Annotated in this window: 11 protein-coding genes; 7 read left to right on the top strand and 4 right to left on the bottom strand. The window is 70.2% G+C overall.

Features of this window, described 5'->3' with window-relative positions:
* The first annotated feature begins 3 nt into the window (after nt 1–3).
* The 6 genes from HLB44_RS23085 to nadC all read left to right on the top strand — a co-directional run bounded on the left by HLB44_RS23085 (nt 4) and on the right by nadC (nt 5,840).
* Nucleotides 4–846: an AraC family transcriptional regulator gene (locus HLB44_RS23085; protein WP_246312417.1), complete on the top strand. Its 843-nt coding sequence runs from the start codon at nt 4–6 to the stop codon at nt 844–846.
* Between the two features lie 102 nt (nt 847–948).
* Entirely contained in the window at nt 949–2,115 is a 1,167-nt protein-coding gene (locus tag HLB44_RS23090; protein ID WP_173127722.1) for a hypothetical protein, read from the top strand.
* A 105-nt stretch (nt 2,116–2,220) separates the two neighbouring features.
* Nucleotides 2,221–2,505 carry a late competence development ComFB family protein gene (locus tag HLB44_RS23095; protein WP_173127725.1) on the top strand — a complete coding sequence of 95 codons (285 nt, stop codon included), beginning with the start codon at nt 2,221–2,223 and terminating at the stop codon, nt 2,503–2,505.
* 27 nt (nt 2,506–2,532) lie between these two features.
* Entirely contained in the window at nt 2,533–3,759 is a 1,227-nt protein-coding gene (locus tag HLB44_RS23100; RefSeq protein ID WP_173127728.1) for a hypothetical protein, read from the top strand.
* Nucleotides 3,760–3,843: 84 nt separating this feature from the next.
* Entirely contained in the window at nt 3,844–4,956 is a 1,113-nt protein-coding gene (gene nadA, locus HLB44_RS23105; protein WP_173127731.1) for a quinolinate synthase NadA, read from the top strand.
* The gene (gene nadC / locus HLB44_RS23110) at nt 4,953–5,840 is read left to right on the top strand and encodes a carboxylating nicotinate-nucleotide diphosphorylase (RefSeq protein WP_173127735.1); all 888 of its coding nucleotides are present in this window, start codon (nt 4,953–4,955) and stop codon (nt 5,838–5,840) included. Before nadA ends, nadC begins: the two co-directional genes overlap by 4 nt.
* Before the next feature lie 2 nt (nt 5,841–5,842).
* On the opposite strand, the gene nadB is transcribed toward nadC, so the two are convergent.
* Nucleotides 5,843–7,474, bottom strand: coding sequence for an L-aspartate oxidase (gene nadB / locus HLB44_RS23115; RefSeq protein ID WP_173127738.1), 1,632 nt, complete (start codon nt 7,472–7,474; stop codon nt 5,843–5,845).
* Between the two features lie 94 nt (nt 7,475–7,568).
* Between nadB and HLB44_RS23120 the strand changes: the two genes are divergently transcribed.
* Nucleotides 7,569–9,659: a TonB-dependent receptor plug domain-containing protein gene (locus HLB44_RS23120; RefSeq protein WP_173127740.1), complete on the top strand. Its 2,091-nt coding sequence runs from the start codon at nt 7,569–7,571 to the stop codon at nt 9,657–9,659.
* A 9-nt stretch (nt 9,660–9,668) separates the two neighbouring features.
* Here HLB44_RS23120 and HLB44_RS23125 read toward each other — a convergent pair whose 3' ends face one another.
* From HLB44_RS23125 to HLB44_RS23135, 3 genes are all read right to left on the bottom strand, one after another.
* Nucleotides 9,669–10,520, bottom strand: coding sequence for a TIGR02285 family protein (locus HLB44_RS23125; protein WP_173127742.1), 852 nt, complete (start codon nt 10,518–10,520; stop codon nt 9,669–9,671).
* Nucleotides 10,521–10,646: 126 nt separating this feature from the next.
* Nucleotides 10,647–13,235 carry an ATP-dependent chaperone ClpB gene (gene clpB, locus HLB44_RS23130; RefSeq protein ID WP_173127744.1) on the bottom strand — a complete coding sequence of 863 codons (2,589 nt, stop codon included), beginning with the start codon at nt 13,233–13,235 and terminating at the stop codon, nt 10,647–10,649.
* Nucleotides 13,236–13,283: 48 nt separating this feature from the next.
* Nucleotides 13,284–14,480: an acyltransferase family protein gene (locus tag HLB44_RS23135; protein ID WP_173127747.1), complete on the bottom strand. Its 1,197-nt coding sequence runs from the start codon at nt 14,478–14,480 to the stop codon at nt 13,284–13,286.
* Nucleotides 14,481–14,491: the final 11 nt, after the last annotated feature.

The raw sequence follows: 14,491 nt of genomic DNA on the forward strand, positions 1-14,491 counted from the left end.
CCAATGAATCGCGTGCCTGCCGAAATCGGTCCGCTGACGCCCCATCTCTACGTGCCGACGCCGCTGCGCCCGGTGCGCGCCAAGGTGCACCATCTCAGCACCGACCAGCGCGTCGTGCCGCACCAGCATCCGTGGGCGCAGCTGGCGTTCTCGACCACCGGCGTCATTCGGCTGACGGTCGACCACGGCACCTACCTGGTGCCGGCCTCGCGCGCGCTGTGGGTACCGGCCGGCGTCGAGCATGCGGTCACGGTGATCGAGGATGCGACGCTGATGACGCTGTACCTGCATCAGCCGCGCAGCCGCAGCGGACCGGCCGGCGTGCCGCGTGCCGATCAGGCCGCCTGGCGCACCTGCCGCGTGCTCGAGGTCTCGGACCTGCTGCGCTCGCTGGTGCTGGCAATGGACACCGCGGCCGACGGCGCGGCGCTCGATGACGAAGCGCTGAAGCGCGAGCGCCTGCTCGCGACGCTGGTGCAGGACGAGTTGCGGCGCGCACGCGCGCTGCGCCTCGGTGTCGCGTTGCCGCGCGACAAGCGGCTGCGGGCGTTGTGCGAAGCGGTGCTCGACGATCCGGCGCGCCACCGCAGGCTCGAGGACTGGGCGCGCGACAGCGGCGCCAGCGCCCGCACCGTCGCGCGTCTGTTTCGTGAGCAACTTGGCGTGAGCTTCGGCCAATGGCGTCAGCAAGTGTTTCTCGCGCGCGCACTGAGTCTCGCCACGCAGGGCCGGCCGATGGCGCAGATCGCCGGCGCACTCGGTTATGCCAGTCCGAGTGCCTTCACCGCGATGGTTCGCCGCACCGTCGGCCAGCCACCGCGCCGCTTCTTCGCCGCGGCTGCCTGACGCGACGGTCGCTGCAGTCGGGAGCGCTGCTTGCTCCTACATTGAGAAACAGCGTCGCCCCGGGGCCGCCTACAGTGGCCGGCATCTCCCGGAGAGTCCCAGATGTTGCGCACCCTGTTCGGCGAACTGGCCCCACGCCGCATGCATGCCGCTTCGGCCGCGAGCACCGCGCCCGCGCGTGATGACCCGACCGATGGCGGACTCGGCGTCGAGCTGCGCCATCCGACCAACCGGCTCGACCGAGCGATCAGCGACGTCGTCGTCGACGCCTCGCCCGCCGCGGCGATGCGCGCGCATTTCGCCGCGACGCGCGCCAACCTCGACCAGGCCGGCGCGATGATCACGCTGCTCGATCCGTCGGGGCTGTGGGCATCCCAGGTGATCCGTGCGTTGTCCGATGCCGCGGCCCAGCACGTCGAGCGCCTCGCGCTGCGCGAGCGCGGCACCCTGCGCACCTTGGCGGTGATCGAGCGCACCATCGTGCCGCGCCATGAACAGTCGCCGCTGAAGGTCTACCACGCTGACATCCGCGCCACCGGCCTCGAGCAGGAAGAGATCTCCAACGCACTCGCCGAAGGCAGCCACCTGACGGCGGTGATCATCGGCGCGATGCAGCCGCACGCGGTCGAGGCGCTGCTGCGCTCGCTGCTGGCCGCAACACGCCAGGCCGAGTGGCATTGCCCGTGGCTGGTCTTCCTGCTGCCGCCGGGCTCGACCGCGCTGCGCCAGCGCATCCTCGACCAGGACTGGCCGGCGCAGGTGCGCACCGCCGCGATGGCCGAATCGCTGACCAGCGCCGCCGGGGTCTGGAACACCGTGCTGACCGCTTGGGAAGCTGCCGCCGCCGGCCCGCAATCGGGCGACGTCGACGCCCCGGCCCCGCTGACCGAGGCCGACCCGACGCTGCAGGCGCAAGCGGTCGAACGCGCGCTGAGCCTGGTCGCCCGCACCGACGGGCTGCTCGCCTGCGGCCTCGTGAACCTCGGCTGCGGCGACCTGCTGGCCGCCGACAGCCGCGCCGATTCGCAGCACCTGCTGGCACGCACCGCCGCCGCACTGTGCGCCGCGCGCGAAGCCCACATCGCCGCGCTCGGCCCGGCCGATGCGCCGCCGGACGAGCTGCTGATCACCAACGGCGCGCACCAGGCCCTGCTGCGGGCCATGCCGCAAGCCGCCTCGCTCGGCATCGTCGCGTTGATCGACCGCCAGCATGCGAACCTCGCGCTGCTGCGCTTCCGTCTGCTCGAAGCCGAGAAGCATCTAGTCTAGCTCTAGCGCCAGCGCATTCCTCCGCAATTCAGTGGTCGACGTCTCAAGCCGGCTGCCGCGCCGGCCGATAGCATCGACATCCGCTGACCGTCGCGAGGATCGCTCATGGACTTTTCGTCCGTCCATAACATTCATGAATCCGCTGTCTTCGAGGCGATTGCCTCGGCGGCGCCGCGTTATCCGGGCCTGGCCGACAACACCGACCTGCTTGCCGACGTGGCTTGCGTGGCATTGAACCGTGTTGCGCCGCGCTATATCCGGCATGATGTCGATCTGGCTTTTTTCCTGACCGAGCGAGAACGCGCCGAGAACGAGCGCGCGATTCGCGATGCAGTTGAACATGCGTTCGGCTTCGTGCAGGCCCGGCATGCCATGTCGGCCCGACGCTGAACGTCAGCCCCCTCGAAGGGAGGCATGATGGGTTCGATGTCGAACGACCGGCCCGATGACGACCATTGGGCCAAGACGCGCGTGACCGGCGCGGCCACCCGCCTGATCGGCGACGAAGAAGCCTACCTCGGCAACAAGCAGCACACGATCGGGCGCCGCATCGACGCCGAGCACCACGAGCTGTTTGTCGTCTGCGATCCGGCCGAAGCGCTGTTGCAGCAGTTCGACGCTCACCCGTCGGACTTCATCGTCCTGCACGACCTCGGCATCGACGCGTCGCTGCGCCTGCTGCAGGGCGTCGCCGGCGCGATCAGGAAGCCGGTACAGCAGCTGGTGGTACGCCGGCAGGGTTATGGGGTGCCGCTGGCGCTGCTGCGCTTCGTCGAGCTGCCCGGCGCCGCGGGCGCAGCGCCGGTGCGCATCTACAGCACGCGTTTCGAGACCGCCGTCGGCGATCAGGCCGAGGCCCTGGTCCGCACGCTGATCGGCCACAGCCGGCTCGGCGTGTTCCTCGTCGGGCCGCAGACGGCCGCCGATGCGGCCGTGCGCCTGCATTCGATCGGCGATGCGATCGGCCAGCCGTCCTGGCGCAACCACCAGTTGCTGTGGCTGCCGGTCGGCGAAGACGCCGACACGCGGCCACCGGCGGTGCTGCTGCATCGCCACGGCAGCATGAAGCTGCACACCGCGCCGCCGCAGGCCGACCTGGCCCACGCCTGGCCGGTGATCGGCGGGCTGTGGGATCAGCTGCGCGGCTCGCCGCAGGCCCCACCACCCCGCGCGCCGGCCCCGGCGCCGGCGCCTGCCGCGGAGGCGCCGACGGAGCTGCTGCCCTGGCCGGGCTCCGATGTGCCAGCTGCGGCTGCCGCCGAGCCCGCGCCGTCCGCCGAGCAGGCCAACTGGCAACAGTACGTGCGCGAATGCGCCGCGCTGCCCGGCATGCTCAGCTGCTGCGTCTTCGACCGCGCCACCCAGCGACCGCTGGCGCACGCCGGCAGCAAGCCCGGTCCCGCCGTGCTCGCGGCACAAGGTGCAGCGCTGTACGACACGCTGTGCCAGCGCGCACTGAAGCTCGGGCTGCAACCCGGTGACCCCGACCTGGCGCTGACGCTGGCCGAACATCACCTGATCCTGCACCCGCTGAGCCCGCATCCGGGGCCGCTGCTGTTCGCGGTGCTCGATGCCAACGTCGCCAACCTGACCTTGGTGCGGATGAAGCTGCATCGGCTGGACCCCGCAGGCACCACGCCGTGATCGCGCCGGCGCGAGGCCCCTGGCCCGCGTCGGTCAGCCCCGCTCGGCTACGATGGCGCCCCTGCTGTCCAAGGGACCTTGCACGTGACCCGCGTTTCCTTCGACTACCTCCGCCAGCGCGCCGAAGGCGCGAGCTGCGTCGCGCAGGCCTGGGCCGAGTTGCCCGAGCCGCTGGCGCCGGCGCGCCGCCAGGCGCTGCTCGATCAGTTGACGCGTCGCTTGAAGAGCGGCGAAGCGGTGCTGATCGCCCACTACTACACCGACGGCGACCTGCAGGACCTGGCGCTGGCCTCCGGCGGCTGCGTGTCCGATTCGCTGGAGATGGCGCGCTTCGGCCGCGACCACCCGGCGCAGACCTTGATCGTCGCCGGCGTGCGTTTCATGGGCGAGACGGCGAAGATCCTGTCGCCGGGCAAGCGCGTGCTGATGCCCGACCTCGACGCCACCTGCTCGCTCGACCTCGGCTGCCCGGCCGAGGACTTTGCGCGTTTCTGCGACGAACATCCCGACCGCCAGGTCGTCGTCTATGCCAACACCAGCGCCGCGGTGAAGGCGCGCGCCGACTGGATGGTCACCAGCTCCTGCGCGCTGCCGATCGTGCGCCACCTGAAGGACGCCGGCCACAAGATCCTGTGGGCGCCCGACAAGCACCTCGGCCGCTACATCGCCGATGAAACCGGTGCCGACATGCTGCTGTGGCAGGGTGCCTGCATCGTGCACGACGAGTTCAAGGGCGTGGAGCTCGAGCTGCTCAAGCGCGAGCACCCCGACGCGATGGTGCTGGTGCACCCCGAGTCGCCCGAGGCGGTGGTCGCGTTGGCCGACGTCGTCGGCTCGACCAGCCGGCTGCTGAAGGCGGTGGTCGAGGGCACGGCACAGACCTACATCGTCGCCACCGACAACGGCCTGATGCACCGCATGCGCCAGCTGGCGCCGGGCAAGACCTTGATCGAAGCACCCACTGCCGGCTCGAGCGCGACGTGCAAGAGCTGCGCCCACTGCCCGTGGATGGCGATGAACAGCCTGCAGGGCGTGCTGCAGTGCCTGGACCACGGCCGCGGCGAGATCCACCTCGAGGAAGACGTGCGCGCCAAGGCGCTGGGCTGCATCGAGCGCATGCTCGAGTTCACCGCCCGCGCCGGCGTCACGTCGAGCGCCGGCTCCGCCGGCTTCGTGCCGAAGATCGGCGCCGCATGAAGACCCTGACCGAGACCAACGAAGACCTCGACGCGGCCCGCGCACGCAACATCCGCGATGCGCTGGCCGAGGACATCGGCACCGGCGACTGGACCGCGCAGCTGGTGCCCTCGGACCACCGCGTCCAGGCCCGCGTGATCACCCGCGAAGCGGCGGTGCTGTGCGGCCGCGACTGGTTCGAGGGCTGCCTGAAGGCGCTCGATGCCAACGCGCAATTGACGTGGCTGTTCGCCGAAGGCGAGGACATGACGGCGGGTGCGCCGGTCGTCGAGATGATCGCCGACGCGCGCGCGCTGTTGTCGGCCGAACGCTGCGCGCTGAACTTCCTGCAGCTGCTGTCGGCCACCGCGACGCGCACGCGCGCGCACGTCCGGGCGATCGAAGGCGCCTCGCCGAACCCACGCGGCTGCGCGGTGCTCGACACCCGCAAGACGCTGCCCGGGCTGCGCCAGGCGCAGAAGTACGCGGTGCGCATCGGCGGCGGGCAGAACCAGCGGCTGGCGTTGTGGCACGGCATCCTGATCAAGGAAAACCACATCGCCGCGGCCGGTGGCATCGGGCCGGCCCTGGATGCCGCTCGGCTGCTGAACGCCGGTGTCGACGTGCAGATCGAGGTCGAATCGCTGGCCCAGCTCGCCGAGGCGATGGCCGGCGGCGCGACCAGCGTGCTGGTCGACAACTTCACGCTGTCGCAGATGCGCGAGGCGGTCGCACTGGCGGGCGGGCGCGCGCTGGTGGAGGTCTCGGGCGGCGTCACGCTGGAACAGCTGCGCGACATCGCCGCCACCGGCGTCGACCGCATCTCGATCGGCGCGCTGACGAAGGACGTCAAGGCGGTCGACTACTCGATGCGCATCCTCGGGCCGGCCGAACCGGACGCCTGACCCTAACGCGCTGGAGGTGCGGCTTCGCGGCCGCTGAGCACGGTCGGAAAACTCACCGGCAGCGGCCCGGGGAAATCGAGGCTGAAGTGCAGCCCGCGGCTTTCCGGCCGCGCCAGCGCCGAGCGGACGATCAGCTCGGCGCAATCGGCCAGGTTGCGCAGCTCCAGCAGGTCGGGCGTGATGCGGAAGCTCGCGTAGTAGTCGTGGATCTCGCCTTGCAGCAGCTGGATGCGGCGCAGCGCGCGTTCCAGCCGCTTGCGGCTGCGCACGATGCCGACGTAGTTCCACATCAGCAGGCGCAGCTCGTCCCAGTTGTGCGCGATCACCACCTGCTCGTCGGCATCCTCGACGCGGCTCTCGTCCCAGGCCGGCACCGTCGGCATCGCGTCGGCCGGCCGCGCCAGGATGTCGCGCGCGCAGGCCTGGCCGAGCACGATGCATTCGAGCAGCGAGTTCGATGCCAGCCGGTTCGCGCCGTGCAGCCCGGTGTAGGCCGTCTCACCGACGACGTACAGGCCCGCCAGGTCGCTGCGGCCGTGCAGGTCGCTGACCACGCCGCCGCAGCTGTAGTGCGCCGCCGGCACGACGGGAATCGGCTGGCGCGCGATGTCGATGCCCAGGGCCAGGCAGCGCGCGTGGATGGTCGGGAAGTGCTCGCGCAGCGCCAGCTCGCCGAGCGCGGTGGCGTCGAGCCACACGTGGTCGACGCCGTGCTTCTTCATCTCGAAGTCGATCGCGCGCGCGACGATGTCGCGCGGCGCCAGCTCGGCGCGCTCGTCGTGCGCGGGCATGAAGCGCGGGCCCCAGCGCTCCGTCGAACTCGGCAGCGGCAGGCGCAGCAAGGCGCCCTCGCCGCGCAGCGCCTCGGTGATCAGGAAGCTGCGGTCCTGCGGGTGGTACAGGCAGGTCGGGTGGAACTGGATGAACTCCATGTTCGCGACGCGGCAGCCCGCACGCCAGGCCATCGCGACGCCGTCGCCGGTGGCAGTGTCGGGGTTCGAGGTGTAGCGGTAGACCCGGCCGAGCCCGCCGGTGGCCAGCACGACGGCCGCCGCCGGCAGCGCCAGCACGCGGCGCGCCATCACGTCTAACGCGTAAACGCCATGGCAGGCCGTCGCACCGCCGGTGCCGATGCCGACGTGGCGCGAGGTGATCAGGTCGACCGCGAAGCAGTGCTCGCGCAGCGTGATGTTCGGATGTGCCCGCGCGCGCGTCAGCAGCGCCTCGTGGATCGCCTGGCCGGTGGCATCGGCGGCGTGGGCGATGCGGCGCACGCCGTGGCCGCCTTCGCGCGTCAGGTGCAGCCCGAGCGGGCCCTGCGCGTCGGGTGTCAGTGCGACACCTTGCGCCAGCAGCCAGGCGATCGCCTCGGCGCTGTGCTCGGAGACGAAACGCGCCGCTGCCTCGTCGACGAGTCCGGCGCCGGCCTGCTGGGTGTCGCGCACATGGGCTTCGATGCTGTCGTCGCTGCCGAGCACGCCGACGATGCCACCCTGCGCCCACGGCGTCGCGGCATCCCCGCGGCCGCGCTTGGCCAACAGCAGCACCGGCCGCTCGTCGGCGAGCTTCAACGCGGCGCTGAGCCCGGCCAGGCCCATGCCGACGATCACCACTGCGGGTTGTTCGGGTCGCATCGAGGCGGCGGATTCTACGAGCGGCGATGAGCGTGACCTTTGCGGGGCTCGCCCGCCTTGTCCGCGCCGCGGTGGCGGCCTATGCTGGCCGGTCATGAAGTCGCTGCCGAGGGTCGTCGTCCGCTGGTTCGTGCCGCTGTTGTTGCTGCCGGCGGCAGCGGTGCAGGCCTCCGAGGACGAGGAGCTCGCGCTGGCCTATGGCGACCAGTCGACGATCAGCCTGGCCACAGGCATGCGCCAGCCGCTGCGCCGCGCGCCCGCGGTCGCCACGGTCATCACCGCCGAGGACATCGCGGCGATGGGGGCGACCGATCTGGACCAGGTGCTCGAGACCGTCGCCGGGCTGCACATCAACGTCGCGCCGAGCGCCCGCAATACGCTGTACGTGATCCGCGGCGTCTTCAGCCTGCAGACACCGCAGGTGCTGGTGCTGCAGAACGGCATCCCGCTCACGGTGCTGCTGACCGGCGGCCGCGGCAACCTGTCGGGCCTGCCGGCGGTGGAGAACATCGCGCGTGTCGAGATCCTGCGCGGCCCCGGCTCGGCCCTGTTCGGCGCCGACGCGTTCTCCGGCGTCATCAACATCATCACGCGCGGCGCCGGCGAGCTGCCCGGTACCCAAGTCGCCGCGCGTGCGGGCTCCTTCGGCAGCGCCGACGCGTGGCTGCGGCAGGGCGGCAGCGCCGGCGGCGTTGCCTGGGCTGCGTTCGCCAAGCTCGCACGCACCGATGGCTTGCGCAGGACGATCGAATCCGATGCGCAGACGCGCAACGACCGGCTGTTCGGCACGCAGGCCGGCCTGGCGCCCGGGCCGGTGACGGCGACCGCCGACGCGCTCGACGCCGGGCTCGAGCTGGCATGGCAGCAGTGGCGCTGGCGCGCGCTGTACAAGCTGCGCGACAACGTCGGCACCTACGGCGGCCTGGGCTCGGCGCTCGATCCGATCGGGCGCGGACGCGGCGCGCGGCTGGTCACCGATCTTGGCTGGAGCGCGCCGGCATCGGCCGGCAGCGACTGGAGCTTCGACGCCAACGTGTCGTGGGTGCACTTCGCGCAGCGCTTCCCGGTGCCGGCGCGCATCTTTCCGCCCGGCACGCGCTTTCCGACCGGCGTCTTCGTGCACGGCATGTTCGGCGCACCGGAGGTCTCGGAACGCTCGTTGCGCGTGCAGGCGCATGCGGCCTATGCCGGATGGAACGGACACGCGTTGCGGCTGGGCGTCGGGTACGAGAACCTGCACATGTACATGGCGCGCGACACCAACAACTTCCGCTACACCGCCAGCGGGATCCCGATTCCGAACGACCCGGTGCGGCTGACCGACCTGCCGTTCATCTACCCGCAGCGCCGCGAAGTCCTCTACGCCTTCGTGCAGGACGAGTGGCACTTGCATCCGGACTGGACGCTGACCGCCGGCGTGCGCCACGACCAGTACTCGGACGCCGGCGGCACGACGAATCCGCGTCTCGCGCTGGTCTGGGACGCCACGGTCGACTGGACGGTGAAGGTGCTGTACGGCCAGGCGTTCCGCGCGCCGACGTTCTCCGAGCTGTACGCCACCAACAACCCGATCGCGCACGGCAACCCGGCGCTGCGTCCCGAGACGACACGCACGGTCGAGGCGGTCTCGAGCTGGCAGGCAACGCCAGACCTGCAGCTGACGCTGAGCATCTACAGCTACCGCATGCGCGACATCGCGCGCACGGTGCCGAATCCGTCGCCGGCGCCGGGGACCACCTACATGAACACCGGCCGCCAGCACGGCAAGGGCTTCGAGGCCGAGGCCGTATGGGACGCGACGCGGCAGCTGCGCCTGTCCGGCCACCTGTCGGTGACGCGGGCAGTCGATCCGGCCACCGGCGCCGACGTCGGCAACGTGCCGCGGCGCGATGTCTTCCTGCGCGCCGACTGGCGCATCGGACGCTGGCGGCTCGATGCGATGCTGAACCACATCGCCGACCGCCGCCGCGCCCGCGGCGATGCGCGCCCGCCGGTGCCCGACTACACGACGCTCGACCTCACGCTCTCGACCGATCGCAGCGCGCGCGGCTGGTTTGCCGGCGCGGCGCTGCGCAATGCCTTCGACGAGGACGTGCGCGAGCCGAACTTGGCGCCCGGCCTGATCGCCAACGACCTGCCGCAGGCTGGCCGCACGCTGACGCTGCAGATCGGCTATGCGTTCTAGGCCAGCGTCCTAGTCGCTCTTCAGCAGCATCGGCTCGTACAGCCGCCGCACGCGCTGCACGTCGCCCTGGCTGTACCAGCGCTCGTTGATCAGCCGGTAGCGCGGGGTCGGCCGCAGCAAGCGCAGCACCTCGTCGACTCGCTCGATCACGCGCGCGCCCCACTCGTTCTTCGTGCACATCACGCGGCCGGCCAGCGAGTCGGGCATCTCCCTCAGCGGCAGCACGGCCAGCTCGCCTTCCTGGCCCAACTGCTTCGCGTAGTACGACGCGATCAGCGGGAACTCGATCGCGTAGTCGAGCCGGTCGGCGAGGATCATCCGGATCGGCTCGGCATCGCCCGTATGGCGCCGCACCTGCGGCTGGCGATCCATCGCCTCCCTGACCTCCGGCGGGTAGCTGCGCGCACCGTGGAAGCTGGTGCGCAGCGAGGCCTGCGCGAGCAGCTTGTCCATCGACAGCTCCCCCAGCGCTTCGAACTGCGCCAGGCGCGACTTGCGCACCACCACGCCCTGCGGCAGGTGCACCTGCGCCGGCAGCGAGAAGTAGCCGAAAGCCTCGCGCTCGGGCACCTTCACCGCACCGACCATGCACCACGGCCGACCCTCCTGCATGCTGCTGAAGATGCGCGCGGCCGAGGCCTGCACCTCGCGGTGACGGTACTGCGGCAACTGCTCCTTCAGCACCTCGAGGATCTTGTCGCGGATGCCCTCGCCCTGGTGCGGGCCGCTGGGGATGGAGTACGGGGCGAAGTCGAGCACGCCCCAGACGATCTCTCCGGCCTCGTCGCCCGACGCCGCGGCGACCCCGGATGCGCCGGCCAGCAGCATCGAAACGATGGCGGCCGCGATGGTTGCGTACACGATGCTCTCCCGGCTTCGTGCAGCGCGGTCACGTGACGAGTCGTCCAGCCCGCCTGCACCGATACGGGCAGTATCGGCCGGCCGGCGCCGGGGCTCAAGCGCCGAGCGACGATCGATGCCGGCGCATCAGTGCACCACGCGGCCGAAGCCGAATGCGCCGTCCTTGAAGTCGACCGGGATCACGTCCTTCGGCCCGAAGCGCCCCTCGAGGATCAGCTTGGCCACCGGGTTCTCGATGCGCTGCTGGATCGCGCGCTTCAGCGGCCGCGCGCCGAACACCGGATCGAAGCCGACCTTGGCGATCTCGGCCAGCGCCTCGGGCGAGACCACCAGCTTCATCTCCATCTTCTCGAGCCGGTTCTCCAGCGTCTTCAGCTGGATGCGGGCGATCGATTCGATGTGCTTCTGGTCGAGCGCATGGAACACCACCGTCTCGTCGATGCGGTTCAGGAACTCGGGCCGGAAGTGCTGCTTGACCTCGGCCCAGACCGCGTCGCGGATCAGCTCCGACGGCTGGCCGACCATCTGCATGATCTGGTGCGAGCCGAGGTTGCTGGTCATCACGATCACGGTGTTCTTGAAGTCGACCGTGCGGCCCTGGCCGTCGGTCAGGCGCCCGTCGTCGAGCACCTGCAGCAGCACATTGAAGACGTCCGGATGCGCCTTCTCGACCTCGTCGAGCAGCAGCACGCTGTAGGGCTTGCGGCGCACCGCCTCCGTCAGGTAACCGCCCTCGTCATAACCGACATAACCGGGGGGCGCGCCGATCAGCCGGCTGACCGAGTGCTTCTCCATGAACTCGCTCATGTCGATGCGCACCATGTGGTCCTCGCTGTCGAACAGGAAGCCGGCCAGCGCCTTGCACAGCTCCGTCTTGCCGACGCCGGTGGGCCCGAGGAACAGGAACGAGCCGAGCGGCCGGTTCGGGTCGCTCAAGCCGGCGCGTGAGCGGCGGATCGCATCGGCGACGGCGGTGATCGCTTCATCCTGGCCGACGACGCGCTCGTGCAGCTTCTTCTCCATCTGCAGCAGCTTGTCGCGTTCACCCTGCATCAGCTTGGACACCGGGATGCCAGTGGAACGCGAGACGACCTCGGCGATCTCCTCGGCGCCGACCATCGTGCGCAGCAGCTGCGCCTTGCCCTCGCCCTTCTTGCCGGTCTCCTTGGCCTGCGCTTCCTTCAGCGTCTTGTCCAGCTCCGGCAGCTTCCCGTACTGCAGCTCGGCGACCTTGTTGAAGTCGCCCTTGCGCTTGAGCTCCTCGATCTGCGTCTTGATGCGGTCGATCTCTTCCTTGACGTGGGCCGAACCCTGCGCCGCCGCCTTCTCGGCCTTCCAGATCTCTTCCAGGTCGGCGTACTCGCGCTCGAGCTTGGCCGTTTCGGCCTCGATCAGGCCCAGACGGCGCTGCGAGGCCTCGTCCTTCTCCTTCTTCACCGCCTCGCGCTCGATCTTCAGCTGGATCAGCCGGCGGTCGAGCTTGTCCATCGCCTCGGGCTTGGAGTCGATCTCGATCTTGATCTTCGCCGCCGCCTCGTCGATCAGGTCGATCGCCTTGTCGGGCAGGAAGCGGTCGGTGATGTAGCGGTGCGACAGCTCGGCTGCGGCGACGATCGCCGGGTCGGTAATCTCGACGCCGTGGTGGACTTCGTACTTCTCTTGAAGCCCGCGCAGGATGGCGATGGTGGCCTCGACGCTGGGCTCGTCGACCAGCACCTTCTGGAAGCGCCGCTCGAGCGCGGCATCCTTCTCGACGTACTTGCGATATTCATCGAGCGTCGTCGCGCCGATGCAGTGCAGCTCGCCGCGGGCGAGTGCGGGCTTGAGCATGTTGCCGGCATCGATCGCGCCCTCGGCCTTGCCGGCGCCGACCATCGTGTGCAGTTCGTCGATGAACAGGATGATGCGGCCCTCGTCGGCGGCGACTTCCTTCAAAACAGCCTTCAGCCGCTCCTCGAACTCGCCCCGGTACTTGGCCCCGGCCAGCAGGCCCGCCATGTCCAGCGACAGCACGCGCTTGTCCTTCAGCGTCTCGGGCACTTCGCCCGCGACGATGCGCTGCGCCAGCCCTTCGACAATCGCCGTCTTGCCGACGCCCGGCTCGCCGATCAGCACGGGATTGTTCTTGGTGCGCCGCTGCAGCACCTGGATCGCGCGGCGGATCTCGTCGTCGCGGCCGATCACCGGGTCGAGCTTGGACGCGCGCGCGCGCTCGGTGAGGTCGAGCGTGTACTTCTTCAGTGCTTCGCGCTGGCCTTCGGCCTCGGCCGAATCGACCTTCGCGCCGCCGCGCACCGCCTCGATGGCCGCTTCCAGCGCCTTGCGCGTCAGCCCGTGGCCGCGCACGATGCCGCCCAGGTCGGTCTTCGAGTCGGCCAGCGCCAGCAGGAACATCTCGCTGGCGATGAAGTTGTCACCGCGCTTGGTGGCCTCCTTGTCGGCCGCCTGCAGCAGCTGCACCAGGTCGCGCCCGGCCTGCACCGGGCCGCCGCCCTGCACGCTGGGCAAGCCGTTGATCGCCGTCTCCATCGCCTTGTTCAGCGCAGCGCTGTTGGCGCCGGCGCGGTCGAGCAGCGCTTTCGGGCCGTCGGGCTGCACCAGCATCGCGGCCAGCACGTGGCTCGGTTCGATGTACGGGTTGTCGCGGGCGACGGCCAGGCTCTGGGCCTCGGCCAGGGCTTGTTGGAACGCGGTGGTGAGCTTGTCGAGACGCATGGGGCAATCCTCCGGGATGCGGGGGATTTTGGGCATGCGCCCGCGAAATCAAGTGGCTTTCTGATCGACGAGCTTGCCGGCGGTCAAAGGCGGCACCGGTCGTGCGGCGCCATTGAGCAGCCGGCCGATCCAGCGCCCGCGCACGATGGCCTGGTAGGTCAGCAGGCAGGCCGCCGTCGTCAACGTGATGTTCGCCAGCATCTTCGGCAGTGCGCCGAGCGGTGCGTCGTACAGCAGTGCGCCAAAGAGCACCGTCAACGGGAAGTGCACGATGTAGACCCAGTACGCGCTGTCCGACAGGTAGGCCAGCAGCGGCCGGCGCCGCGGCAGGTAGCGCAGGAACAGGCCGATCAACGCGGCCGACCACAGCCAGCTCGTCAGGTTGTAGGCGAAAGCCGTCCAGGCCTCGCTGTGCGGCAGCGCTCGTCCCTGCTGCGCCAGACCGACAATCGCGCCGCTGGCGAGGAAGAACGGCAGGCCCGCCGCCAGGCAGGCCCAGGCATGCCGCGTGTACAGCGGCAGCAGCGTCTCGCGGGCACCGTAGAGCACCACGCCGGCGGCAAAGAACAGGCCGTTGTGCAGCCACTCGCTCCAGTGCGGCAGCAGCGAGCCCTGCGGCGCCAGGATGCCGTATGGGTGGCCGAGGCTGGCCAGCACCAGCGGCAGCGTCAGCACGACAGGGCCCCACCAGCGCGAGATCAGCCGCTGCAGCAGCCGCGGCGCGGTCTGGGCCACGGCAGCCGGCAGCCGGCGCGAGACCCACTGCCAGCCGGCCGTCAGCACCGCCAGCCACCACAGCAGGTAGAGGAACCACAGGTGCATCGTGTTCAGCAGAGGTTTCCCAGGCACGCGCGGCGCCAACGCCTCGTCGATGCCGAAGCGGCCGTGGTGCGCGTTGTGCACGTACAGCAGCACCATCACCATCGTCGTGATGAGCACCAGCGGCCAGAACACCAGGAACGGCACGGCGATGCGCCGAAACCGGTGCTTCAGCATCCCGCCCGGGCCGCGCTGCTGCGCGAGCATCGCCACGAAGAAGCCGGCGACGATGAAGAACACCGGCATCCGGAAACTGTGGATGAAGGCCATCAGAAAGTCGGCCAGCGGCGTCGTCGCGCGGTCGTGCCAGGGCAGCGGGGATCGGCCGACGGTGTGCATCACGACGACGTGGATCACGACGCCGAGCCACATCATCACGGCACGCAGATTGTCCAGCGCATGCAGGCGGGGGGTGTTGGTCGACATGGTTGGAGTGA

The organism is Pseudaquabacterium terrae (assembly GCF_013266755.1).
Lineage (GTDB): Bacteria > Pseudomonadota > Gammaproteobacteria > Burkholderiales > Burkholderiaceae_C > Pseudaquabacterium > Pseudaquabacterium terrae.

What these genes read in the sequence shown, in the direction of transcription:
- HLB44_RS23085 (WP_246312417.1), top strand. Translation starts at nt 4, where the DNA reads ATGAATCGCGTGCCTGCCGAAATCGGTCCGCTGACGCCCCATCTCTAC.
- HLB44_RS23095 (WP_173127725.1), top strand. Translation starts at nt 2,221, where the DNA reads ATGGACTTTTCGTCCGTCCATAACATTCATGAATCCGCTGTCTTCGAG.
- clpB (WP_173127744.1), bottom strand. Translation starts at nt 13,235, where the DNA reads ATGCGTCTCGACAAGCTCACCACCGCGTTCCAACAAGCCCTGGCCGAG.
- HLB44_RS23120 (WP_173127740.1), top strand. Translation starts at nt 7,569, where the DNA reads ATGAAGTCGCTGCCGAGGGTCGTCGTCCGCTGGTTCGTGCCGCTGTTG.
- HLB44_RS23100 (WP_173127728.1), top strand. Translation starts at nt 2,533, where the DNA reads ATGGGTTCGATGTCGAACGACCGGCCCGATGACGACCATTGGGCCAAG.
- nadB (WP_173127738.1), bottom strand. Translation starts at nt 7,474, where the DNA reads ATGCGACCCGAACAACCCGCAGTGGTGATCGTCGGCATGGGCCTGGCC.
- nadC (WP_173127735.1), top strand. Translation starts at nt 4,953, where the DNA reads ATGAAGACCCTGACCGAGACCAACGAAGACCTCGACGCGGCCCGCGCA.
- HLB44_RS23135 (WP_173127747.1), bottom strand. Translation starts at nt 14,480, where the DNA reads ATGTCGACCAACACCCCCCGCCTGCATGCGCTGGACAATCTGCGTGCC.
- HLB44_RS23090 (WP_173127722.1), top strand. Translation starts at nt 949, where the DNA reads ATGTTGCGCACCCTGTTCGGCGAACTGGCCCCACGCCGCATGCATGCC.